This window comes from Pinibacter soli (assembly GCF_029961145.1).
GTDB lineage: Bacteria > Bacteroidota > Bacteroidia > Chitinophagales > Chitinophagaceae > Pinibacter > Pinibacter soli.
The window spans coordinates 291198-317097 of the sequence record NZ_JASBRG010000003.1; the positions used below are offsets into that span (position 1 = coordinate 291198).

At 41.7% G+C, this 25900-nt stretch carries 17 protein-coding genes; 11 read left to right on the top strand and 6 right to left on the bottom strand.

Features of this window, described 5'->3' with window-relative positions:
- Positions 1-62 precede the first annotated feature (62 nt).
- From QJ048_RS05650 to QJ048_RS05670, 5 genes are all read left to right on the top strand, one after another.
- Complete coding sequence (locus QJ048_RS05650; protein WP_282333360.1) at positions 63-2240, top strand: glycoside hydrolase family 3 C-terminal domain-containing protein; 2178 nt, start codon at positions 63-65, stop codon at positions 2238-2240.
- A gap of 63 nt (positions 2241-2303) precedes the next feature.
- Complete coding sequence (locus QJ048_RS05655) at positions 2304-4301, top strand: glycoside hydrolase family 2 protein (protein ID WP_282333361.1); 1998 nt, start codon at positions 2304-2306, stop codon at positions 4299-4301.
- A 67-nt stretch (positions 4302-4368) separates the two neighbouring features.
- Positions 4369-6597: an alpha-L-fucosidase gene (locus QJ048_RS05660; protein ID WP_282333362.1), complete on the top strand. Its 2229-nt coding sequence runs from the start codon at positions 4369-4371 to the stop codon at positions 6595-6597.
- Positions 6598-6647: 50 nt separating this feature from the next.
- Positions 6648-8975 carry a family 20 glycosylhydrolase gene (locus QJ048_RS05665; RefSeq protein WP_282333363.1) on the top strand — a complete coding sequence of 776 codons (2328 nt, stop codon included), beginning with the start codon at positions 6648-6650 and terminating at the stop codon, positions 8973-8975.
- A 50-nt stretch (positions 8976-9025) separates the two neighbouring features.
- Positions 9026-11338, top strand: coding sequence for a GH92 family glycosyl hydrolase (locus tag QJ048_RS05670; RefSeq protein ID WP_282333364.1), 2313 nt, complete (start codon positions 9026-9028; stop codon positions 11336-11338).
- Between the two features lie 442 nt (positions 11339-11780).
- On the opposite strand, the gene QJ048_RS05675 is transcribed toward QJ048_RS05670, so the two are convergent.
- Complete coding sequence (locus QJ048_RS05675) at positions 11781-12242, bottom strand: Lrp/AsnC family transcriptional regulator (protein WP_282333365.1); 462 nt, start codon at positions 12240-12242, stop codon at positions 11781-11783.
- A 180-nt stretch (positions 12243-12422) separates the two neighbouring features.
- Here QJ048_RS05675 and QJ048_RS05680 point away from each other — a divergent pair, with 180 nt between their 5' ends.
- Positions 12423-12758, top strand: a complete 336-nt coding sequence (locus QJ048_RS05680; protein WP_217789506.1) for a LytR/AlgR family response regulator transcription factor — start codon at positions 12423-12425, stop codon at positions 12756-12758.
- Between the two features lie 128 nt (positions 12759-12886).
- On the opposite strand, the gene QJ048_RS05685 is transcribed toward QJ048_RS05680, so the two are convergent.
- The 3 genes from QJ048_RS05685 to QJ048_RS05695 form a co-directional block, all read right to left on the bottom strand.
- Complete coding sequence (locus tag QJ048_RS05685) at positions 12887-13813, bottom strand: alpha/beta fold hydrolase (RefSeq protein WP_282333366.1); 927 nt, start codon at positions 13811-13813, stop codon at positions 12887-12889.
- 92 nt (positions 13814-13905) lie between these two features.
- Positions 13906-14514: a DUF502 domain-containing protein gene (locus tag QJ048_RS05690; protein ID WP_282333367.1), complete on the bottom strand. Its 609-nt coding sequence runs from the start codon at positions 14512-14514 to the stop codon at positions 13906-13908.
- Positions 14515-14604: 90 nt separating this feature from the next.
- Positions 14605-15147 carry a hypothetical protein gene (locus tag QJ048_RS05695; protein ID WP_282333368.1) on the bottom strand — a complete coding sequence of 181 codons (543 nt, stop codon included), beginning with the start codon at positions 15145-15147 and terminating at the stop codon, positions 14605-14607.
- Between the two features lie 355 nt (positions 15148-15502).
- Here QJ048_RS05695 and QJ048_RS05700 point away from each other — a divergent pair, with 355 nt between their 5' ends.
- Positions 15503-16672, top strand: coding sequence for a glycoside hydrolase family 27 protein (locus QJ048_RS05700; RefSeq protein ID WP_282333369.1), 1170 nt, complete (start codon positions 15503-15505; stop codon positions 16670-16672).
- Positions 16673-16773: 101 nt separating this feature from the next.
- Positions 16774-18201 carry an arylsulfatase gene (locus tag QJ048_RS05705; RefSeq protein WP_282333370.1) on the top strand — a complete coding sequence of 476 codons (1428 nt, stop codon included), beginning with the start codon at positions 16774-16776 and terminating at the stop codon, positions 18199-18201.
- Positions 18202-18372: 171 nt separating this feature from the next.
- Here QJ048_RS05705 and QJ048_RS05710 read toward each other — a convergent pair whose 3' ends face one another.
- Together QJ048_RS05710 and QJ048_RS05715 are read right to left on the bottom strand one after the other, a co-directional pair.
- On the bottom strand, positions 18373-18927 hold the full coding sequence (locus QJ048_RS05710; RefSeq protein WP_282333371.1) for a hypothetical protein: 555 nt from the start codon (positions 18925-18927) through the stop codon (positions 18373-18375).
- A gap of 43 nt (positions 18928-18970) precedes the next feature.
- Positions 18971-19678, bottom strand: a complete 708-nt coding sequence (locus tag QJ048_RS05715) for a FadR/GntR family transcriptional regulator (protein WP_282333372.1) — start codon at positions 19676-19678, stop codon at positions 18971-18973.
- 276 nt (positions 19679-19954) lie between these two features.
- On the opposite strand from QJ048_RS05715, the gene QJ048_RS05720 reads away from it, so the two are divergent.
- From QJ048_RS05720 to QJ048_RS05730, 3 genes are all read left to right on the top strand, one after another.
- The gene (locus QJ048_RS05720) at positions 19955-22972 is read left to right on the top strand and encodes a SusC/RagA family TonB-linked outer membrane protein (RefSeq protein ID WP_282333373.1); all 3018 of its coding nucleotides are present in this window, start codon (positions 19955-19957) and stop codon (positions 22970-22972) included.
- Complete coding sequence (locus QJ048_RS05725) at positions 22899-23639, top strand: sialidase family protein (protein ID WP_282333374.1); 741 nt, start codon at positions 22899-22901, stop codon at positions 23637-23639. The genes QJ048_RS05720 and QJ048_RS05725 overlap by 74 nt, the downstream gene beginning before the upstream one ends.
- Positions 23640-23819: 180 nt before the next feature.
- Positions 23820-25898, top strand: coding sequence for a GDSL-type esterase/lipase family protein (locus tag QJ048_RS05730; protein ID WP_282333375.1), 2079 nt, complete (start codon positions 23820-23822; stop codon positions 25896-25898).
- Positions 25899-25900: the final 2 nt, after the last annotated feature.

The window sequence follows — 25900 nt, forward strand, 5'->3', positions numbered from 1 at the left end:
ATCAGTGTAAATCAGTCTAATCAGCGTCATCAGCGTGCCATATTTCATAATAGATAACAACAATGAGAAAATTTTTCATGCCTCGCACTATTTTTTGTTTGCAGTTTATTTGCTGCTTCGCGCTGTTCAGCAATGCACAGGAAAAAGAATTGTATAGAAACAGCAACGCGTCCGTTGATGCAAGAGTAAACGATCTGTTGAATCGCCTCACACTCGAAGAAAAGATTTCTTTATTGGGCTACAATAGCAAACCTGTTCCTCGTCTTGACATCCCCGCTTATAACTGGTGGAACGAAGGTTTGCACGGAGTGGCGAGAGCCGGAAAAGCAACCGTATTTCCGCAAGCAATAGGAATGGCCGCAACCTTCAATGACAGTTTGCTTAATGAAGTTGCCAATGTTATTTCAACAGAAGCCAGGGCAAAATACAATCTCTCTACACAACTGCAAAGACATTTACAATACATGGGACTGACCTTTTGGTCGCCCAATATCAATATCTTCCGCGATCCGCGGTGGGGAAGAGGGCAGGAAACTTATGGGGAAGATCCTTTCCTCACGGCGTCTATGGGAACCGCCTACGTAAAAGGTTTGCAGGGAAATGATCCAGGTTCTTTGAAAACATCTGCGACGGCAAAACATTTTGCAGTACACAGCGGGCCCGAAGCGACCCGTCACACCGCTAATATAATCGTTGATGAAAAAGATTTGCGCGAAACATATCTATATGCATTTAAGAAATTAGTAGATGCAACTGTTGAGTCGGTGATGTGCGCTTACAATCGCGTAAACGACCAGCCCTGCTGTACGGGTGATGCGCTGCTTAAAAATATCCTTCGCTATGAGTGGAAATTTAAGGGCCATGTGGTGACAGATTGCTGGGCGCTCGAAGATGTTTGGTTAAGACACAAAGCGCTTCCAAATGCAGCAGTAACTGCCGCCGCTGCGATCAAAGCTGGCGTTAACCTTGACTGCAGCAATCTTTTGCAGGACGATGTAATGAATGCCATAAAGCAAAACCTGCTTACCGCAAAAGAAGTCGACAGCACCCTGGCGCCAATTCTTCGCACACAAATGAAACTGGGCTTCTACAATGATCCTGTATCATCACGCTATGCTAAATTTGGAGAAGACAGTGTTGCTAACGAATACCACAAAATGCTGGCAAGAAGAGCCGCGCAACAAAGCATGGTATTGTTGAAAAATGATAAGAACATTCTTCCACTCGATAAGAGCAAATATGGCGCAATTGCCGTTGTTGGACCCAATGCCGCTTCGCTGGATGCATTGGTTGCGAACTATCATGGCGTGAGCGATAAGACAGTGAATTTTGTCGAAGGCATTACGGCAGCAGTCGGCGCGGGCACAAGGGTGGAATACGATTTGGGTTGCGATTTTTCGGACACCGCACATTTCGGTGGCGTGTGGATGGCCGGCAATGCAGACGTAACTATTGCTGTGATTGGGTTATCGCCTGTATATGAAGGAGAAGAAGGCGACGCATTTCTTTCACAATCTGGCGGCGACAGAAATTCATTGGGTCTGCCCGCTTCGCAAATTGCTTATATAAAGGCGTTGCGCAAAGCCAACAAGCAACCCATCATCGCTGTGGTTTGTGCGGGAAGTGATGTGGATATTACCTCAATTGAACCTTATGTTGATGCCATTGTTTATGCATGGTATCCGGGAGAGCAGGGCGGCAATGCATTTGCCGACATTCTGTTTGGAAAGGTTTCTCCTTCAGGCAGATTGCCGTTAACGTTTTATCAATCCTTAAAAGATCTTCCACAATACAGCGATTATAACATGAAAGGGAGAACCTATCGATACTTCGACGGCCCGATCCAATACGCATTTGGCTTTGGATTGTCATACACTTCATTTGCTTATGCATGGGATCGCAGACCAACACCGGTTAGTTCATTGCAAGACACGGTAACATTTTCCGTAGTAGTAAAAAATGAAGGCAAGATGGATGGTGATGAAGTAGTGCAGGCGTATATAAAATACCCCAATATCGAACGGATGCCTTTAAAAGAATTGAAAGGATTCAAAAGAATATCTATTGCAAGCGGCGGACAAAAAACCGTTCAATTTAAAATTCCGGCGACCGAATTGCAAAAATGGGATTTGAAAGAGCATCGCTGGAAATTGTATGCCGGGGAGTACACAATAGTAGTTGGCAGTAGTTCAACGGATGTGAAATTGAAATCACAGATTGAAGTAAAAAGTAAAAAGTAAAAATCAGGCATTCCGTAGGGACGCATTGAATGAGTCTCCCTCACCTGAATAATGTTAATGCATATGAGATATTTTTCTTTAGTTAAGCTGACAACCGTGATATCATTCATAGCCATGACCTTTCAGGCTCAGGCACAGAACATTTCAATGTCGCTTAACACGGGCTGGCAATTTCATGAAAAAGACGAAGGAGCCTGGCACCCCGCAAAAGTTCCCGGAGAAGTACATACCGATCTTTTAGCCAATAAATTAATACCCGATCCATTTTACAGAAACAATGAAAAGAAAGTGCAGTGGATCGAGAAAGTGGATTGGGAATACAAGACGACTTTTAAACCTTCGTCATTACTTTTGAACCAGAAGAAAGTTGACCTGGTATTTGATGGCCTTGACACTTATGCAGATGTCTACCTCAATGGAATGTTGGTGTTACAGGCAAACAACATGTTTCGCCAATGGCAGGTAGATGTAAAAAACAGACTGGTCAGCGGAGAGAATTCGTTGCGCATTTATTTTCATTCAGCTCAAAACAAAGTGGATTCAATAGCGAAATCTGATCTTCCATATGTCATCCCTGACAATCCGCGGGCTTATATAAGAAAGGCGCAGTTTCATTTTGGTTGGGATTGGGGTCCCAAGCTAACCGGTTGCGGTATTTGGAAGCAGGTGAAATTGGTAGGATATAATGTCGCTCCCGAAGAAAAAAAATACGTTCCTCCGGTAAATGTACAACTCGTGCAAAAGCCTGATGAAAAAGGCACTTCATTCTATTTTACAATTGATGGAAAACCAGTGTACATGAAAGGCGCAAACTACATTCCATCAGATGCGTTTGTTACAAGAATGACGAAAGAAGATTACAGGAAAGTATTGATGATGGCGAAGGATGCGAATATGAACATGCTTCGTGTATGGGGCGGTGGTATTTATGAAGACGATGCTTTCTACGATCTGTGCGATGAGTTGGGTATTTACATCTGGCAGGATTTTATGTTTGCCGGGACGATGGTTCCCGGGGATGATGATTTTTTTACCAACGTTAAAAAAGAAATACAATACCAGGTAAAGAGGTTAAGAAATCATAAGTGTATCGTATTGTGGTGCGGTAATAACGAAGATGATGAGGCATTTCACAGATGGGGATGGCAGGATCAATTCAGGCTCTCCGCAAAAGACTCTGCGAAATTATGGAACGATTATGTAAGGCTCTTTCATGATAGCATCCCAACATGGTTGAAGGAAGTCGATAACGGCAGACCTTATATAACCACTTCTCCAAAGTATGGCTGGGGCGACAAAAGAAGTTTCACAGAAGGCGACAGTCATTACTGGGGAACATGGTGGGGTGGTGATGATTTCGAAGTATTTGAAACTAAGACGGGCCGCTTTATAAGCGAATACGGAATGGAAGCAATGCCTGGCTATGCAAGCGTTTTGAAATTCACGCAACCGCAGGACCGTTACTTATTTTCAGATATACTGCAGGATCATCAAAAAGCAGGCAATGGATATAGAAAACTCGAGGGCTATTTAAAAAAATACATGATCGACTCTGCAAAGATCAACAAGCTTTCGGTTGAAGATTATGTGTATGTAACGCAGTGCGTGCAATACTATGGGTTCAAAAATATGATTCTCATACAAAGAAGTCATGAGCCCTATAACATGGGAACGCTTCTCTGGCAATTGAATGACTGCTGGCCTGTTGCAAGCTGGAGCATCACTGATTATTATAACCGGACACCAAAAGCTGCATGGTATGCCGTAAAAGAAGCTTACAGGGATGATGTTAGGCCTGCGCGAGACAGTGTGCGACCAATCAATTTGAAATTGTCTGACCCGCATATCAAATGGAGAGTTGAAGAAGATAATATTATTCTTTCAGCTGATACATTCGCGAAGTACGTGTTCGTCGACATCGAAGGATACACAGGTAAGCTTAGTGATAATTATTTCGATCTCATGCCTGGCAAGCAGAAAAAAATATCCTTTGATAAATCAGCATTGTCAGGTAGTGTGAAGGTTAAAGTGAAGTCATACTATGACATAAAGAAACAATAATTTTCAAAGGCAACACGGAAAGCATTCTTAATTCTTAACTTTCAATTCTTAATTCGCAATTAAAACAATGATCAATAGATTTTCATCCCTTATCGTATTAGCATTGGCTTCAGCTACAGCGATAGCTCAAACTGAAAATATTCCTTTGGCGAACACCATTCGCATTGACGGCAACGATAGCAAAGACCTCATCATTGAAAAGGCAGTGCATGTAGTACCAACAGACAATCAGCTAAGTGCATTGAAAAATGAATTCATTGCCTTTATACATTTTGGTCCCAATACCTTTACCCGCAGAGAATGGGGAACAGGGATGGAGGATCCGAAAGTTTTCGATCTTAAAGAATTACATACAGATCAATGGTGCGAAGCAATGAAAGCCGCCGGAATGAAGATGGTCATTTTCACCGCTAAACATCACGATGGATTTGTGCTATGGCAAAGCCGTTATACGACACATGGCGTTATGTCAAGCAACTTCGAAAATGGAAAAGGAGATGTACTGAAAGCGCTTGCAACATCCTGTAAAAAATATGGATTGAAACTCGGGATTTATCTTTCTCCCGCAGACCTTTTTCAAATTGAAAGCCCTGAAGGTTTGTATGGCAATCTTAGTAAATATACCACACGCACCATACCGCGAGAAGTGCCGGGCAGGCCGTTTCAAAACAAAACAAAATTTCAGTTTAACGTAGATGACTACAATGAATATTTTTTGAACCAACTGTTTGAACTGCTCACGGAATATGGCCCGATAAGCGAAGTCTGGTTTGACGGAGCCACTCCAAAAACAAAAGGTGGTCAGCAATACAATTACATTGCCTGGAAAAAACTCATTCACACACTGGCACCACAAGCTGTAATATTTGGCAAGGAAGATGTGCGCTGGTGCGGCAATGAAGCAGGCGGAACACGCGACACAGAATGGAACGTGGTTGCTTATTCCCACAATCCTGATACTTCGAATTACTTTCACGACATGACTGCAGTGGATCTTGGAAGCCGCGAAAAACTGTACGGTGCAAAGTATTTACATTATGAGCAGGCCGAAACAAACACGTCCATTCGAGAGGGTTGGTTTTATCGTGATGATACTTCACAGAAAGTACGCAGCGCGGATGATGTGTTTGATATGTACGAGCGTGCAGCAGGTGGCAACTCAACGTTTCTGTTAAACATTCCCCCGAATCGTGACGGCAAATTTTCTGTTGAAGATGTAAGTGTATTGAATGAAACAGGCAAGCGCTTAAGTGAGACTTACGGAAATAATTTGTTTAGCAAAGCTTCGGGATTAAGGGCAGTGCTGGACAATGATTTGAGCACTTATGTTTTATTGGATCACCCGGCAAAAGAAATAATCATTACAACTGCTTCACCTGTGACCATCAATAGGTTTGTGATACAGGAAGCTGTTCCTACACATAGTGAACGCGTAGAAAAACATGCCGTTGATGCGTGGGTGAATGGTCAGTGGCAGGAGATTGCTTCCGCTACCAATATCGGCTATAAACGCATATTGCGGTTCCCGGAAGTGACATCTACTAAATTCAGATTGCGTATTGTGGCAAGCAGGTTTGATCCTGTTATAGCAACGGTTGCGGCATATAAATATAAAACACGACCACCGCAATTGCAGATAAACCGCGACGCAAAAGGCACAGTCACCATAGCGCCATTAGAAGACAATTTTGGCTGGAATCCCCACCGCGAAAATGCGTTGAAGAACCTGAATAGCGACATCAAAATTTATTATACACTGGATGGGTCAGAACCTTCATCTTCTTCCAAATTATATACACAACCTTTTAAGTTTGAGAGAGGAGAAGTAAAGGCTGTCGTGATAGAAGCACAGCAGAGAGGCACCGCTGCCAGCCGGAAATTTGGCATCAGCAAAGAATCGTGGATATTGTTAAATGTAAGCAGCGAAGAGGCGAAACATCAGGCGATAAACGCATTTGACGCAGACAATAATACATGGTGGCAGTCGAATGAAAATGGGTTGCCTCAGTTCATTGCCATTGATCTGGGAAAGAGCTATACACTGAAAAGTTTTGCCTATACACCACAAACCAAAATACGTGGTGGTATGATGGCAAGTGGAACCATCAAAGTAAGCGATGACGGCAAATCATGGAAAGATGCGGGCCGTTTTACATTTGGTAATCTTGTAAATGATCCAACCACACGAACGTTCAATTTTCCAAAGGCCGTAACAGCGAGATATGTGAGGGTTGAAGCAACGGCGTTAGAAGGTGAAGGAAAATTTTTAACGATTGGCGAATTGGATTTTCTCTAAAGACAAGGCAATGCCTTGCCTCTACGTGTTAAAATAAAAAATATCAAGTAATGAACAGGTTCATTAGAAAAGGGTTCAAGTCATTTCTGTATTTGCAGACTCTTATTTTTTTCTGTCTCGGAATGCATGCGCAGACGACGCAAAGGTCATACAACATCATACCGCAACCGGCTCAACTTAAAGCGCAGCCGGGAAATTTTGTGATCAGCAATAAAACGGTTTTGGTATCGCCTACCGACAATTCATTCTATAATGAAACAGGTTTTTTAAGAAACCTTATTCAAAATTATATTGGAGTAAATGCGCTGAAATTCCAAAAGAGTGCTACAGCCAATGCGATTGTGTTAAAGTACGATGCGTCTTTAAAACAGGCAGAAGCCTACTCGCTAACCATTACTCCAAAAACTATTACGCTTGCTGCGAAAGACGGTGCGGGAATGTTTTATGCAATTGAAACTCTGCGTCAGCTGTTGCCTGCAGCTGTTGAAGGGGGAAAAGGAAATACCTTGTCAGTGCCTTGCCTGCAAATAGCCGATCAGCCGGCATTCGGCTGGAGAGGCATGATGCTGGATGTGTCCCGCCATTTTTTTTCAATACAATACCTGAAAAAATATGCCGACATGATGGCGCTGTACAAGTTGAACAAGCTGCACCTGCATTTAACGGACGACCAAGGTTGGCGTATCGAAATAAAAAAGTATCCGAGCCTGACCAGTGAGGGAGCGTGGCGCACATTTGACAATCATGATTCTGCCTGCATTGCAAAGGCAGAAGCTACCGGCAACGATGATTGGAGGCCCGAAGCACAACATACAGTGCAGAGGAACGGACAAACTTTATATGGCGGTTTTTATACGCAGGATGAAATGCGTGAATTCATACGCTATGCTGCCAGTCGCCATATAGAAGTGATTCCGGAAATAGACATGCCCGGTCACATGATGGCTGCTGCAAGAATTTATCCGGAGCTAACCTGCGACACTGTAATAGTGAGCAACAAATATGATTTTTCCAATCCCATATGTCCGTGCAACCCGCGTGTACTGGAGTTCGCAAAAGACATTTTTACTGAGATAGCGGATCTTTTCCCATCAACGTACATTCATATCGGCGGGGATGAGGTAAACAAGAAATATTGGGAAAGATCACCCGTTGTAAAAGCTTTCATGAGGCAGAAAGGCTTTTCCAATATAACGCAGATCCAAAGTTATTTCAATGATTATATGCTGGCCTTTTTCAAAACGAAAGGAAAGACAATGATTGGCTGGGATGAGATCATTGAAGGAAAAATTGACTCATCTGCCGTGGTGATGTTCTGGCGCACATGGGCACCAAAAGCGCCCTTAGAAGCTGTAAAGAATGGGAACAAGCTTGTGATGACTCCAGATGGGCCCTATTATTTTGATGCCATTGAAGATGCGCAAACATTGCCTTCTGTATATAACTATGATCCATCTGATGCCGGCAAGTATCATATGAGCGATCAGGAGAAAAAAAGTATTCTGGGAGTGCAGGCCAACTTATGGACAGAAAATATAGCTTCAGAAAAAAGAGCGGATTATATGATTATGCCGCGTCTTACAGCACTTTCGGAAGTTGGGTGGACCCATCGATACAGCTACAAAGACTATTTGCAAAGATTAAGTGTACAATATGAACGGCTCGACAAATTGAATGTTAATTATCGGTTGCCTGATATCAACAACCTTGTAAGTAATTATGTTGTGATGGGCAAAACGCCGTTCTTTGCCGCGTCTCCTGTTTCGCGATTCAAAGTGCATTATACCTTGGATGGTTCTGCACCGGTGGCTGCATCGCCAATCATGGAAAGGCCTGTAACACTCGAGCATTCAGCGGTCATGAAGTTGGCGCTCTTTACACCTTCAGGAAGAAGGGGTGATGTGTACACACTTAACTTCAGTGAGCAACAGCTGGCACAAAACAAAAGCATTCCCAATCTTAAAAGTGGCCTTGCCGCTGAATATTATAAGGGAGCATTTGCTGTTACAACTGCCATCAAAGGAACTCCTGATAGTGTGTTTGTTACAGACGGCATTAAAGTGCCTGAATCGATCAAAGCCCCTGCTTTTGGTTTGAAATACAAGGGATATATTGAAGTGCCGGAAACAGGTATTTACACTTTTTATCTCATGTGCAATGATGGAGGGGTGTTAATTATCGACGATAAAAAAATAATAGACAACGACGGTTTACATCCTGATAAAACAATAGGAGGACAGGTAGCGCTGCAAAAAGGATTACATTCGCTGGCCGTTGATTTTTCAGAATATGGCGGAGGGTATTCCCTTGAACTTAAATACAGTTATAAGGGAGGTGAACCGAAGGTGGTTCCGGCGGCGTGGTTTAAAAAGAATTAATAGTTAATAATTAAGAATAAATAAGGCAGAACAAAACATCTTAACTAATCATGAGAATCATGAAAATCAGCGTTCCTATTTTGATGCTTACACGCCTTTCGATAGCGGGTGTACTTACAGGTGGTGCGATTTCATCTGCACATGCGCAATTTAAAAGTCCTGTGCAGGAAGCGGTTCCACTGACTTTTGTTGATCCCTACATTGGTTCGGGCGGGCACGGTCACGTGTTTGTGGGTGCGAGTGTACCTTATGGCGCAGTGCAGGCCGGGCCAACGAATATTGTGAAAGGATGGGACTGGTGCTCAGGTTATCATTATTCCGACAGCGTACTGATTGGTTTTCCGCAAACTCACCTGAGTGGTACCGGCATTGGAGATTTGGGTGATGTTATGATCATGCCTTACACTGATCAACCCAGGATTTACAAGGCACCGGACGATTCTTCTTCTGGTAAAAAAATAATAGGCCGCTCACATCCCGGTTCTACATATACACATGAGCAGGAAGTGGTACGTCCAGGTTACTACGCGGTGCAATTGCTCGATTATGCTATTAAAGCAGAGATCACAGCAACAGAACGTGTAGCACTGCATCGTTATACTTTTCCAAAAGACAAAACTGCAAAAGTGTTGATCGATCTGCAACAAGGCATTGGTTGGGATGGTGCTACGGACACTTATATTGTGCAGAAAGATGATTACACATTAGTAGGATATCGTTTCTCCAAAGGCTGGGCTGTTGATCAGCGTTTGTGGTTTGCAATAAAAAGCGATGTGCCTATTGGTAAATTAGAATTACTTAAAAACAATGAGCCGTTTGCCGGTAAGTCGCTTAAGGCAGTAGATACAAAAGGAGTGATCACTTTTGCAAATGCAGGTACTGTACAATTGAAAATTGGCATTTCACCGGTAAGCAGCGACGGTGCGTTGAATAATATACAGGCAGAACTGCCGGGCTGGAACTTTGAAAAAACAGTTGAAGCGGCAAATACAAAATGGATCGCGGCATTGTCACGCGTTAAGATCAGCACTGATGATAAGGATCAGCGAAAAGTTTTTTATACCGCGTTGTATCACACCATGATAGCGCCTGCATTGTTTAATGACCACAATGGTGATTATCGCGGCACTGATAAAAAAGTATATCGCAATCCCGGATTCAACAATTACTCAGTGTTTTCATTGTGGGATATTTATCGCTCCTGTGCACCCCTTGCAACGCTTATTCAACCAGAAAAGATCAATGATTTTTGTAACAGCATGTTGGCTATACACGAACAGCAAGGCAAGTTGCCAGTGTGGCCCTTGATGGGAAATGAAACAAACTGTATGGTGGGGTATCATGCGGTTCCGCTACTCGCAGATGCCTACAAAAAAGGTTTTCGCGGTTTCAGCGGGGAGAAAGCATTAGAAGCAATGAAAGCAACCGCAAACAACGGTGAGTTTGGTTTGAACTATGTTGTGTCCAAAGGATACATTCCGGCAGAAAAAGAACATGAATCTGTTTCAAAGGGTATGGAATATGCCATAGATGATTGGTGCATTGCACAACTGGCAAAGCAGCTAGGGAAAACAAGTGATGCTGCTCTTTATGCTAAACGTGCCCAATACTATAAAAATTATTTTGACTCCAATATTCATTTCGTAAGGCCAAAATTGGAAAACGGTTCGTTTAAAACACCGTATGATCCTTTTAACTCTATTCATGAGAACGGAGATTTTACAGAAGGTAATGGCTGGCAATACACATGGCTCGTGCCACAGGATCCGCAGGGCTTAATTAATTTGATGGGAGGCGATGAACCTTTTACAACCAAGCTCGATAGCTTGTTTAGTGTAAAGGGCGATATGGGTGCGCAGGCCTCAAACGACATCTCCGGTCTCATCGGCATGTACGCTCATGGCAACGAACCGAGCCATCACGTTACTTACCTGTATTCTTTTGCCGGTAAGCCCTGGAAGACTGCGGAGAAAGTGCGCCAGGTGAATAATGAATTTTATACAACCAAACCGGACGGTCTTGCAGGTAATGAAGATTGTGGCGCCATGAGCAGCTGGTTTATCTGGTCCTCACTGGGAATGTATCCTGTTAATCCTGCAAATGGCGTGTATGTTTTTGGCAGTCCTTTGTTTAACAGAGCAACGATAAATGTAGGTAAAGGAAAGACTTTTACTATCCAAACTACCAACAACAGCAAAGACAACATCTACATTCAAAGTGTTACTTTAAATGGTAAACCATACACGAAGAGTTTTATTCGTCATGAGGATATTTTGAAAGGAGGCGTGTTGATATTTGTGATGGGTAGTAAGCCTAATAAAGCATTTGGCGAAGCTGTTGCTAACAGGCCGCCGTTGAATTAATATTGTTGCATGAAAATAAAAAAGGACAAACCGCTAAATTCGGTTTGTCCTTTTTTTGTGTCAAGTTATACGCATTCTCTATTGCTTGTTTTTTGTAGGTTGATTTACTTTTATTAGAACTATTTGGAAAAGCAGAAGTATCGTTAAAAGCCAAAATGTCGTCATAGATTTTACTGAATACTGGTTGTGTATTTTTCGAGCCGCATCAATGTATTCTTTTGCTTTGTATTTGACTGTGTCGATGCTTTGTATTGAGTCAATCTCTATTTTTTTCATTGACATCAAAGTGTTGTTCTTAGTCGCCGCAAAATCAATGTGTGAGAAATTGTCCGCAAGCAAATAAAAGAAGATCCCTAACGAAAGTATTTGCAAAATTTTTCTAAGAATCATGTTGATGAAATATTACAATATTTGTACAAAGGTTTGAAAGTTTGTGTTCTCATCACAACGGATAAGCCGTGTCACTCTTCGTTTCCGACAATACAAAAAAGCTCTGTACCGTTGCAATATTTGGAAGCTTGGCAAGTTTATGCCGGTAGAACTCATGATAGCTATCCATATCGCTCGTTGCTATTCTGAGAATAAAATCAAAGGTTCCTGTCATCTGGAAGCACTCCATTACTTCGGGGAACTTTGAAACTTCCTTTTCAAAAGTATTCAGGGTTTCAAACGCGTGGTCGCTAAGCAGTACGTGACTAAAGGCGATGAGGTTTTTGTTGATCTTTTTACGATCGAGAATGGCAACTGTTCTTTTGATATACTTCTCTTCTTTTAATCTTTTCACACGCTCATGAATTGTTGCAATTGACTTTCCAATGGAAAAGGCAATTTCCTTGTTGGTGAGTTCTCCGTTTCGTTGCAGCAGTCTCAGTATTTCGTAATCAGTATCGTCGGGTTGGTACATGGTAAATAATATTTGGGAAATGACTAAATAATCTTCTATTTCTGAAAAAAGTACTAATGGATTTGTGAATTTCAATAAAATTTTCGGAAAAAAAGAAAATGATTGTATATATATCCGGAATTGTTGAAGTTTGTTAAGAGTTCACAACAAGTATTCCTTCAACCGACAAACTTTTAAAAAATGGCATCAAATGATTTTTTCTTTGTAAGAAGTGGTGGAACGGCTCAAAAAATTATGGTTGATTCCATCGTGTATATTGAAAGTCTTCGCAACTATAGCAAGATATATTCTTCAAATGCGGAGGTGATGACGCTGACATCCATGCGTGATCTTGAAGGGTTTTTACCAAAGGATAAATTCATGCGAATTCACAAGTCTTACATCGTGTCACTCGACAGAATTCAAAAGATGGGTGGCCACATGGTTTATCTTGACAAGGATCTTTTCTTTCCAATCGGAGAAACTTTCAGAAAAGATGTGAATTCATTTATTTCCAAATATTCAATTGGCAATTAACAGCGCTGCTGTACATATATTTTCGATCGTTTGTTTTTTCTCGTGATGTGTAATGGGACCGTTATTTTTATAACGTCCCTTTTTTTGTGCCATCCGGTATCGCAGGAATCATGCGGGTAAAGTTGGATTTATACAATGTTGTTTGTAGGCTCCGACAATTTTTTTATCGTTTCTCCAATATATTTCATAGCCTCTTTATAAGTTTCTATTCCGTGCCCAACGTTTTCAAAAACCTTTACGTCCTTTAGTGTTTTAATGTTTTTGTTTGCGTTGTCAATTGATTTTTGATAAGGAAACAGAAGGTCCTTATTGCCTTCAAGTAGATAGGCGTCAACTTTAACATCGGCCAGTTGTTTGTCCATATAATACGGTTTCTGTGTATTGTCCTTATAACGTGTCAGGGCAAACACTTCATATTCTATGATTAGCTTTTCCGCTTGTGGCGACAGTTGATGATTTGGTTTTGAAAAAATGGCTTTATTCAAAAACGCAAGAACATTTTTATCAGTCGGTTTTATTATTGGCAACAGATTGTAATAAAGATTGCTCCACTTCATTGAAAACGGCTGTAAACATCCGGGATTTAAAAGAAACGCTGCTTTGATTTTGCCAGGGTTCGTAATACCCAGTTTCATGCAAATTAACCCGCCGAAAGATGCGCCTGCTACATAAACGCTTTTGAGGTTCAATTTATCCAAAACTTCATTTGCCCAATGTCCGTAGTCCAACGCTTTTATGTCAGGCGTTGCTCCATTGCTGAAGTTCGGAAGCCCATTCGTTTCTACCATAAAGATACTGAGGTTTAAACCTATGTTGTCAAGACCTTTGTCAAAATCCCAAAACAGCGATGTCGTTCTCGCACCTGGAAAGATTACCAGGGTTTCTGCGTTCTCTTTTGTGTTTATTCCCCACACGTGTGTTTTCCCCAAAGCGGTGGCTAATTCAATCCGTTCAAATTTCCTGTCGTTGGCTTTTTCTAATTTACTTACCCAATTGTTAAGAAATAAAAAATCTTGTTTTTCATCCTTAAAATGTGACTGTCGTTTTATCTGCATATACTTTGGTAAATGTTCGTCAAATTTACCGCTAATGATCTCTTCTCCAATTTTTGTCTTTAATACTCCGAATCATGGCGCCGGCATCACAATTATGCGATGGCAATTCCTTTCCCAAATTTGACCAGGTATTCGTTGAGTGCTTTTGAATCTATCTGCAATTTTTTATACGAATTTTCAGAAATGATCGCCACCTGGCCCGTGCTGTAAGTGGGCGCCATCGGGATGAACACTGTGGCGTCACCGTTGTCTGCCACATCGATGAGGTAAGCCGGCATCCAGTAACCTTGCGTCTGTATCATGCAGGTTGCAAAAACCTCTTCCTTCGGAGCCTTAGGTGCCACGCCAATATTTTTCTCTGTTTCTTTTCGAAGATCGTTGTAGCCGGGAATAAAGCGGGCCAGTTTTTCATCCAGCCAGTCACTCATTCGCTTGAATATTGAAAGTTTAACGAGGAAGCCCGCTATCACGCAAAACAGCAGAAGAAGAATGACTGCAATAATTGCATCTCCCGCAGCGCCCAACACTGTATCAATATAAAGGAAGCGGGAGACTTTTTTTCCCAGCGCCAGCAATTGGTTCCAAAACTTACCCAAAACTGCAATTGCAATAAGCACCGGCATAAGGAAAATAAAACCGGTAACTACATGATTACGAATAATCTTGTATGATCGCTTTGTGCTTAAAAATGCTTTTTTCATAAGTTATATTTTAAAGTGCCCGGGCTTATTGTTTGCATTAGCGAAAAAGGCAAACCGGACATCAGTTTGCCTTTTACCAGAAAGCCGCTGCTAGTGCAGCTTCCTGGTATATTCTGAAAGCCTTGTTATCTTGCCGTTCTTTAATTGCAGATCATTAATAATATCCGCAGAGTCTTTTACACCTTTTGGCGTTTCCCACGTTTGGGAATACCAAAGGGTTACCCATTCTTCACTTTTATCTTTTGAAATAACAGACTCCCAATCGTACATTTTTACTTTTATCGTTTTGTACATATTTCTTGCATTGGTCAGTATCACCTTTAAACTATCGTTCGACATTTTTTTATCCAGACCATCGAACTGCAAGCGAACAGAGTCGCTAAAATATTTCAGCGATTCATCCAGCTTGCCGTCTTCCCAGGCCTTTAATGCACTTAATGAAGTCATTGTGTTTGCAGTGTTTCCTACTTCCCAATTGTCAGGATGTTCTATTGTGTAGGGGTAATTCATAGACGTGGGTGTACTTGCAGTTGTTGAGGATGTGGAGTCTTTCGCAGCTTCTTTTGTGGTTGTTTGCGTATTGTTGCATGAACAGGCGAGAGCTGTTAAAAAAAAGAACGTCAATTTTTTCATGATATATTTTTTGGTGAGTGAATAAACAGAGAATATCCTTTGATGCGTCACCGTCCACGCTCAGCAGATCAGCTGATTTTCAGGGTATTTCGAAATGCGGTTTTGCAGCTTTTTTCAACTATTGTTCAGTAGGTAATACGGGCGTATCAAATGGCCGTGGGATAAGGGTTTAAGGCTATGGGTTTAAGTTCATGACGCATATTTTTGTCGCGTGAACCTAAATCGCTCACTCAATGTAGTCAAAATATTTTCATAGTCAAATAGCAAGCTGTAACTCATAGCAGTATTGTTTCAATCACATCAAAACAATTAAGTAATATTATAAACAGATTTGATCAAAAAAGCACCAAATAAAATGAAGAAGATTCTTGCGCCCGTTATTACCTTTTTGTTATTAACCACCACTCAATTTTTATATGCTCAAAAACCGAAGCCTCCGATAATGGGTTGGAGCAGCTGGAACCATTTTCGCGTAAACATCGATGAAAAAATGATCAGGGAACAAGCCGATGCATTGATATCATCCGGAATGTATGACGCCGGATACCGGTTCATAAATATCGATGATGGTTATTTTGGGGGCAGAGATGCGAATGGCAAACTGCTTATCAATAAATCAAAATTTCCATCCGGAATGAAAGCGCTGGCGGACTACATACATGGCAAGGGCTTAAAAGCCGGCATTTACACCGATGCAGGAATGAACACTTGTGGTTCTATCTGGGATAAAGATTCTCTTGGTGTAGGTTCAGGGATCTATGGCCACTGGGCAAATGATTGTAAGTTGTTTTTTAAAGACTGGGGGTATAATTTTTTAAAGGTCGACTGGTGCGGAGGAGAGAAGCAACATCTTGATGAGGCAACGGAATACCTTAAAATTATTGATACCGTAAGATCGATTGATCCTGATATTGTTTTTAATGTGTGCCGCTGGAAGTTTCCGGGCGAATGGGCCGTCAAAAAAGCAGATTCTTGGAGAATCTCTGGTGATATAAGGGAAACCTTCAAATCGATTCTTGGCATTATTGATTTAAATGCCGGCCTGTACCGCTATTCCTCCGCGGGGCATTACAACGACATGGATATGTTGCAGGTAGGACAGGGTATGAGTTACGATGAAGACAAAAGCCATTTTTCGATGTGGTGCATGCTCAACTCTCCGTTGTTGGCTGGTAATGACTTGCGCAATATGACAAAAGAAACTATTGAGATTCTTACAAACAAAGATGTAATTGCTTTAAACCAGGACAAGGGTTTTGCGCAGGCGAGAAGAATTTCTAAAGATGGCGATATAGAAGTTTGGGTTAAACAATTGGGAAATGGCGATCAAAAAGCGGTGGCTATCCTTAACCGTGGTGAAGATATCAATACATACAATCTTGATCTTGCCAAACTTGGACTTGACTCCCGCTACAAAATGAGAGACTTGTGGCTTCATAAAGAAATAGGAAAATTGGATGACAATAAAAGCTTCACAATTCCGAAGCATGGTATTGTTGTGCTCAGGCTTTATCAGGCAAAATAGAATGTCATTTAATATAATCGCGGGTAATCGTTGTACAAGTTTATCAATAGAGAAAAGAAATGTATTTATATCTTCGTCATGTTTAGAAAAAATGAATGACCATGCTTACACGATCGATATGCTTATCAGCCCTCGTAATATTTTTTTCACAAATAGGAGTTGCGCAGCAAAACCGTAAACCCAATATAGTATTCATTTTAGCAGACGATCTTGGCTACGGCGATATACAGCCATATGGTCAAAAATTGATTCAAACGCCCAACTTAAACATACTCGCCAAAGAGGGTATGAAATACACTCAGTTCTATGCCGGTACCTCGGTGTGTGCGCCTTCGCGTTCTTCGCTGATGACCGGACAGCACACAGGCCACACGCCCATCCGTGGCAATAAAGAAGTGTTGCCCGAGGGCCAGGTTCCGATACCGGATTCCACTGTAACCATTGCTGAAATAATGAAGAAGGCCGGTTACTCGACAGGTTTGTTTGGTAAATGGGGACTGGGTTTTCCAGGCAGCGACGGTGATCCGGTAAAGCAAGGCTTCGATAAATTTTATGGATTTAACTGCCAGGCAGAGGCGCATCGTTATTATCCCACGCATCTTTGGGATAATACAACAAGAGTAGATCTTGAAGGCAATGACAGCCTGCTTAAGACGGTTACCTATGCCCCGGAACTCATCCAGCAAAAAGCATTGCAGTTCATTGATGATAATAAGTCGAAGCCCTTTGTACTTTTCCTGACTTATACTTTGCCTCATGCAGAATTACTTGTGCCTGATGATAGTCTGTTTCAAGTGTACAAAGGCAGGTTTACGGAGACGCCGTACCGTGGCATCGATTATGGCAACAAAGCAAAGAGATCAGGCTATACATCGCAACAATATCCACGGGCTACATTTGCTGCAATGGTTACGAGGCTTGACATGTATGTAGGGCAAGTGATGAATAAATTAAAAGCATTGGGCCTTGACGATAATACTTTAATCATCTTCACAAGTGATAACGGCCCCCACATCGAAGGAGGTGCTGATCCAAAGTTCTTCAACAGCAGCGGTGGATTGCGTGGTGAAAAAAGAGATCTGTACGAAGGCGGTATCCGTGAGCCGTTTATTGTAAAATGGAAAGGCAAAGTGAAAGCAGGCTCCACCAATAATTATGCTGGTGGCTTTTGGGATGTAATGCCAACGCTGGCGCAAATAGCAAACGAACCTGTTCCTACATACATTGATGGCATATCATTTCTCCCGTCCATGACTGGTAAAAAACAAGCGTCGCATGATTATTTGTATTGGGAATTTCATGAAAGTGGTGGAAGGCAGGCAGTGCGATTTGATCAATGGAAATGCGTTCGCCTGAATGTGGATGATCCATCGAAAACAACAGTAGAATTGTACAATCTGGACAACGATAAAGAAGAAAAAAATAACGTAGCCGGGCAGCACAAGGATATTAAAGATAAAGCGATCCGTCTGATGAACCAAGCACACAGCAAATCGAATGAGTTTCCGTTTGCGTATGAAAGCAAATAGTTTTTATAAGAAATACGCAAGCGTTTGATATGATTTTATAAATTCTCCACAAAGGTTGATAGATAAAAATGGACAAATTAAAAAAAATCTGTTTGTCCATTTTTTGCTATTGATGAGAACTACGTGTTGCACGAATCACAATACATTAAAATGCGGCATTGTTCGCTTAATTTATTTAATCTTCGTTAAGTAGTCTCTGATGTCTTGTCGAAGAATATTTTGAGCTGTTTCTTTTGAAACCGCATAATTGGTTTCACTAGAGCCGAATTGGAACCAATAGCAAGTTTCTTTAAGAAGTAACACATTTTGAGGAAGCGGATCAATTCTCATATAGTGCACACGGCCTTTAGTGTCCCTTTCGACTTGTGAATAACTGGCTTTCTTGCTGTCTGTTAAGAAATCCCGGTCTTTAACATTGAGTGGAATGCCATGTGATGGTTCATACAAAAAGCCGAATCTTTTATCTCCTTTTTCAAATGAAACTGTCATAACCAATCGGGTAGAGTCATTTATTTTCATCAGTTCGCCAACACTTATAGTGTGATAGGCGATGTTATTTTTCAACAGTTCATCAATTATAGTGGGAACGGCATCGCATATGCGTAACCAGTTTGTGCTTCCGACCTTTTGTTGGAAACTATAGTAATTCTTGTTGTCAACTGTCTGTGCCTTACCGTATAATGAGTGGACAATTATTAGGGCAAAAGCAAATGCAATTTTTTTCATTGGGTTTTATCTAAGTTGATAGTTTTTAAAACGTGTAAGGAACTTATTTCCCTCCTTTGTTCAATCGTAGCCGCGCAAAATGATTCTCAAGATGGTTGCGCATGCCGTTTCTGAATTCTTCCGGTGTGCCTTTCTCAAGAATGGTTATAAGTTGTTTGTGCGAAGTGAATTTTTGTGTGCCTGGAATGGGTTTAAAAATTGAACTCTTCTCTACGAAATCGAATATTGGTAATAACAATCCCTGGAATTTTTTAAGCGTTTCATTTTTTGTGATCTGGTATAATTTTCCATGAAACGCAATTTCGTATGATGCTTCAAACATACGGTGCTTAGCAGAGAGCGGTTCATTTTTTACGATCTCCTTCAGTTCCTTAATGTCACCATCTGTAACGTGGCTGAATAAAAGATCCGCCATTCCTACTTCAAGTACCAGGCGTATTTCGAAAATTTCCTTTAAAGTATCATCGCTTAAGATGTATGGATTCAGACTCTTTGCCAGGTTGCCAAAAATGTCGGGACTGGTTATAACTGCACCTTTCTTTTTCCGTGTATCAATCAGCCCCATCATCCTTAGCCTCATTAATGCTTCGCGTACAACGGTCCGGCTCACACCGAGTGCAGACGCAAGTTCTAATTCTTTTGGAATGCTGTCGCCTACTTTGAGTTTTCGCTCATGTAAAAGGTTGATCAGGCTGTCCTCTACTTTGTCAACCAGTGATTGTGTATCGATTGATTTAAATACTTCCTTCACTTTTTCTTTAATTATTGGTACATATTAAACGTCCGGCCAAAGATAATATGTCTGCTTTTATTAAGTCAAACATAATTTTCAAGATGCTATTCGTTGTCTGGCGGCGTTCAACGCCTGTAGAGACGCATTCAATGTGTCTCTACAAGTTTCGGTTCCTTAACTGCCGCGGCTACAAAATAAGACTCTCCCAAAAAAGCCAAAACTTTTTTTGGGTGGAATGTAAAATTCTATCTAACTTTATTATGTCATACATAATACTAAAATAAAACTGCTTTTATGAAACTTGCCTGGCTGCGAATTGGAATGTTTATTTCCTTTTTCCTATCTGCCATTGTTGGCTTTTCTCAAGCAAAGATTTCGGGCCGCATCCTTGCTGGCGAATCGAACAAACCGCTTGATGGTGTTAACATTTTACTGAAAGGAACAAAACGTGGAACGGCTACTGATGCAAACGGCGATTTTACTATTGCTGCAAATGCTAAAGATGTTCTTGTGTGTTCTTACACCGGCTACCAGGTGCTCGAAGTTACTGTTGGTACGGAGTCGAGACTGAATCTGGTCATGACTCAGGCCACCGATAAAATGAGTGAAGTGGTAGTGGTGGGATATGGAACGCAAAACCGCAGAAATATTACCAGTGCTATTGCCAAACTGGATAATAAGGTTTTGGAAAATGCACCACGTGCAAACGTTGGAAGTGCATTGCAGGGAACAATTTCGGGTTTGCAGGTGGTGAATGCTACCGGACAACCGGGCGCCTCTCCATTGATTTTGTTAAGAGGAGGTGCATCTATCAATAACCCAGGATCTCCGCTTGTGGTGATAGACGGTATCATCCGTTCCTATAACGATATCGCCTCGGAAGATATCGCTTCAATTGAGTTGTTGAAAGATGCTGCTGCTACATCCATTTACGGGGCACGAGCAAATAATGGTGTAATCTTAATTACCACAAGACAGGGCAAGACCGGAGTAGCGCAGATCTCGTATAAGTTTACAGGAGGGTACAACCAACGAAGAAAAGGATATACTTACTTAAATGCGCACGATTATATTTATTACAACAGGTTGGGCAATTTTAATTCAGGCAGAACACTTAGCCAGGTAAATACATCAAGAGGTTATGGTTTACCTGCGGGCGTTGGCGGTGTGACCACCGGTACAGGCGCTGCTGATCTTGCCATTTTCGACATCAGGAAATATGATGCCTCTATGAATGATTTATTTTCTAAAGGCTGGGACACCGTGGGTGATCCTTATGGCGGAACGATTATTTTTAAAGATCATGGTGGAGAGATTGAAGATCTTGTTTTTAGAAATACTTACACGCAAGATCATTACGTTAACGTTACAGGTGGTAACGATAAAGGCAAGTACTTCGCCAGTTTTGATTACTACAATGAGCCCGGTGTTATCGTAGGTTCAAGTTATAAACGTTATTCCGGTGTGTTGAATGGTTCTTATAAAGTAAAGCCTAACATAGAGATATCGACAGGTGTGAATTTATCAACGTCTTCACAGTTGGGTGTAAATGGCTCAGAGGTAAACAATCTTTACCGGAACCTAAGCATATGGCCAACCATGAATCCTTGGCTGGATTCCGCTAAAACCAAACCCAATCCGGGCAATGGCGTGAACGATGGTAATCCTTTGTATTGGCTGGGTAAACAGGATAGAAGCGATGAGATAGACAGAATAACAGCCAATGCTTCAGTTAAATGGGATTTCCTTCCTGGCTTCTATTTCAAAGCAACAGGTTCAGGTTATTTGGCTGAACAGATTGATCAAAGTTTTCAGCGTGCAACGCAAACATATACCAATATTTTTTCCAACCCTCCTTCATATAGCAACACGGCAAGGGCTTCTGTTGCATACAATTCGAGATCATTTCAACAACAATTCACAGGTAATCTGAACTATGACAAAATCTTCGCAAAAAAGCATCATGTAACTGCAATGGTTGGTGCTGAATACTATGGTATAAAAGACATGGTTATGCAGGTTTCCGGTACCAATGCGCCGACCGATGATATTTCAACAGTGAATGCTTCGACAACTTTTGTTGCGGGCTCTAATTATTCTACAAAATCAGAGTACAGGATGATATCTGCACTTAGCCGTGTAGGTTATGTATTTGATCAGCGTTTTATCATCAATGGTTCGTTTAGAATGGACGCGGCGTCAAGCCTGGCGAAAGACAACAGAAATGGTTTCTTCCCTGGTGTTTCTGCCGGATGGAACATGCAAAACGAAAAGTTTTTCCGTAATTCAAAAGTCAGCAATGTCGTTTCTACACTTAAGCCGCGTATCAGTTATGGGCAGAACGGAAATATAGCAGGGCTTGACAGGTATGAAGTACAAGGCACTTATGGCAGTGTAGGTTTATACAATAACAATGCAGGCTTCTTAAATACGAGCGTTGTGAATTCGGATTTGCGATGGGAGAAAAGTAAAACAACTGACGTAGGTGCTGACATTGGTCTTTTGCGTGACCGGGTAACTATCATCTTCGATTATTACGATAGAAGAACCAGTGATCTTTTAACCAATCTTGCGCTTCCCGGTTACACCGGCTTCAGTTCAGTAAGAACGAATTTAGGTACTTATCAAAATAAAGGATATGAATTTACGGTAAATGCAAACGTGCTTAACAACCCCAACGGCTTAAGAATAGATGTGAGTGCAAATGCCAGTTACGTTAAAAATAAAATTCTTCAACTGCCATATAACGGGCAGCCGAATAACAGGCAAAACGGCGCCGGTGCAGCAAACCTGATTCAAATTTATGATCCTAATTCAAAGCAACTTGTTTGGGTCTCCGGATTGCAGGAAGGACAGCCGCTTGGCGCGATCTATGCGTTTAAACAGGAGTCAATCTTTACCAGTGACGCAGAAATTACAAAACTGGCCGGCAACAGGAGAGATGTTGTAGCGCAAATAAGCGGGCCTGGAGTGAACTACGGTACAGGTAAAATAGCACCGGGAGATGTTAACTGGCGTGATGTTGACAAAAACGACACCATCGATTCTCGTGACCAGGTTTACATTGGTAACATCTTCCCAAGATGGACAGGCGGGTTCTCAGCAAACGTTAGTTATAAAGGGCTTAGTTTGTCTGCACGATTTGAGTTTGCTTTGGGTCACACGATTTACAATGATCTCGTAGCAAGGACATTGGGTAACTATCAAGGCACATTCAATTACATCGACTGGCAAAAGAATGCATGGTCTCCTACCAACACAAATACTGACATTCCTAAAGTTTATTACGCCGACCAGGTGGCAGCACCGTGACGGCAACACATGGAGCGAACCAATAAATATAACAGCGCAGATTAAGGATCCTGCCTGGAAACTTTTCTTCCAAGGACCCGGAAAAGGCATTATGATGCATGATGGAAAACTTGTTTTCCCTGCACAATACTGGGACGCTAAAAATGTTCCTTACTCAACCATTATCTACAGCGATGATCATGGTACTACATGGAAGGGAAAATTGGCCGGGCCAAAATCGAATACAACAGAAAGCCAGGTAATAGAAACATCACCGGGCGTATTGATGCTAAACATGAGAGACAATAAAGGCTCTTACAGAAGTGTTGCAACCTCTGCAAACATGGGTCAGTCGTGGATCGAACATTCATCCTCATACAACGCATTGGTGGATCCTGTATGCATGGGAAGTTTGATCAGGGCGAGGGTAATGGTACATGGAAAAATGAAAGACGTTTTGTTCTTTAGCAATCCTGCAACAAAATCCGGTCGATATAACATGACCATTAAGGCAAGTCTGGATATGGGCGTAACGTGGTTGAATGCAAACGAATTGCTGGTTGATGAAAGGCAATGTTACGGCTATTCATGTTTAACGAAAATTGATGACAACACCATTGGGATTTTGTATGAAGGGATCAGGGATTTATACTTTGTAAAAGTGCCGGTAAGTGATATTGTAAGGTAAATGGTTGGGTAACCCGTAGAGACGCATTGAATGTGTCTCTGTAGGCACCATGGAAATGCACCAAAAAGTTACACGGTTGTACATTTTTTATGTGACCGCAATCCGTGCAAAAGAGACGCGTTCAACGCGTTTCCACAGGACTTCTTAAACGATAAAAGCATATTTTAAACAGTTTATTAAATGCTCGGTAAAAGATTCTTCGTAACACTTCTGTTAAGCCTGATCTGTAATTTTATTTTTTCGCAACAACCCATCAAAGTTGCGTGTTTAGGCAATTCTGTTACCTATGGATATCTTCATAAAGAGCCATCGAAAACATCTTACCCTGTTCAACTGCAGCAATTGTTAGGTGCTGGCTATCTCGTGAGGAATTTTGGACACAGCGGAGCCACGCTCTTGCGCCATGGACACAATCCATACAGTAAGACAAAAGAGTTTGCCAACGCCATTAATTTTCGTCCCGACATTGCCATCATTGATCTCGGACTAAATGATACGGATCCACGTAACTGGCCAAATTATCGCGACGAATTTTTACCAGATTATTCATGGCTCATCGACACGTTGCGTAAATCAAACCCCGCAGTTAAAATTTTCATTTGCAAAATGACACCCATATTCAGCGATCATCCTATATTTAAATCCGGTACGCGGGATTGGTTCTGGCAAATACAAAATTTAATACCACAGATTGCTACAGTCAACAAAACCGGTTTAATTGATTTTCACTCACCACTTTATTCGCGGCCGGATTTATTCCCAGATGCATTGCATCCAAACGAGGCTGGAGCGTTGATACTTGCAAACACAGTGTATCAAAAGCTATCGGGCAATTTTGGAGGTTTTAAGCTAGCTCCTGTATTTGAATCGCACATGGTGCTGCAGAGAAACAAAGCGATACATTTTTATGGCACAGCCAATGTAAATGAAAAAATCGTTGTGAGTTTTAATGGAAAGAAAGAAACCTGTACCGCAAGCGAAGATGGAAAATGGGATGCGAAATTTCCTGCCATGCAAGCGGGCGGGCCTTACACTGCAACTTTTATTTCTTCTTCCGGCTCCGTGACACTGGAAGATATTTTGGTGGGAGAGGTCTGGCTCTGTTCGGGGCAAAGCAATATGTATTTCAGGGTACGCGATGCGATAATGGATAAAAACGAAATGTCTGCTGCAGAAAAAAACAGCACGCTCAGGCTACTGAGAATGCAGCCTTTTGCTGAAACTGATAATAATGCATGGGATCAACCGGTACTTCAAAAAGTAAATGAACTATCCTATTTTTCCGGTACCTGGCAGCATTGTGATTCGACGGCTGTAAAATATTTTTCTGCTGTTGCTTATTTCTACGGTAAGAAATTGCAGTCGGAGTTGAAGGTTCCTATAGGTTTGATACAGGTAGCGGTAGGCGGTTCAACCACTGAATCATGGATTGATCGCTACACAATGGAGCACGACCCGGTGTTGGTAAATGAATTAACGAATTGGCGCAAGTCAGATTTTTTTCAACCATGGGTAAGGGAACGTGCAGATACGAATTTGAGCAAGTCAGACAATCCCAAACAGCGACATCCTTACGAGCCTTGTTATAACTTCGAGGCAGGCATAAAAACTTTTATTGGCTTTCCTATTGCAGGAGTGATTTGGTACCAGGGCGAAAGCAATGCGCACAATATCGAACTGCATGAAGCAGTTTTTCCAGCACTTGTTAAAAGCTGGAGAAGCCAATGGGGTTATGACTTTCCGTTTTATTACGTACAACTTTCATCCATCAACAGACCTTCGTGGCCCTCTTTTCGTTACAGCCAGTTGCAAATGTTAAAAGTTATCCCAAATACAGGCATGGCAGTAACAAGCGACCTCGGAGATTCGTTGAATGTACACTATCCTTTGAAAGCACCGGTAGGAGAGCGCCTTGCAAATCTGGCGCTGAATTTTTATTATGGACGAAAAGATGTGGTGCCTTATGGACCATTGCCTGTAAAAGCTGTGCGGGAAAATGATCATATAATTGTTTCGTTTAAGTATGCAGATCACTTACAAACAAGAAAAAAAGAACCACTGAAAGGATTTAAAATCCTCGACGAATTTGGTCGTCCCGTTCCATCGGAGGCTTTCATTAATGCAAATGAGGTTGTTATTCATATTGACCCAAAGGCAACACCCAAAACAGTTTTGTACGCGTGGGAACCTTTTACTGACGCTAATCTGGAGAATGGAGCAGCATTGCCGGCATCTACTTTTAAACTAGATATTAATTGACT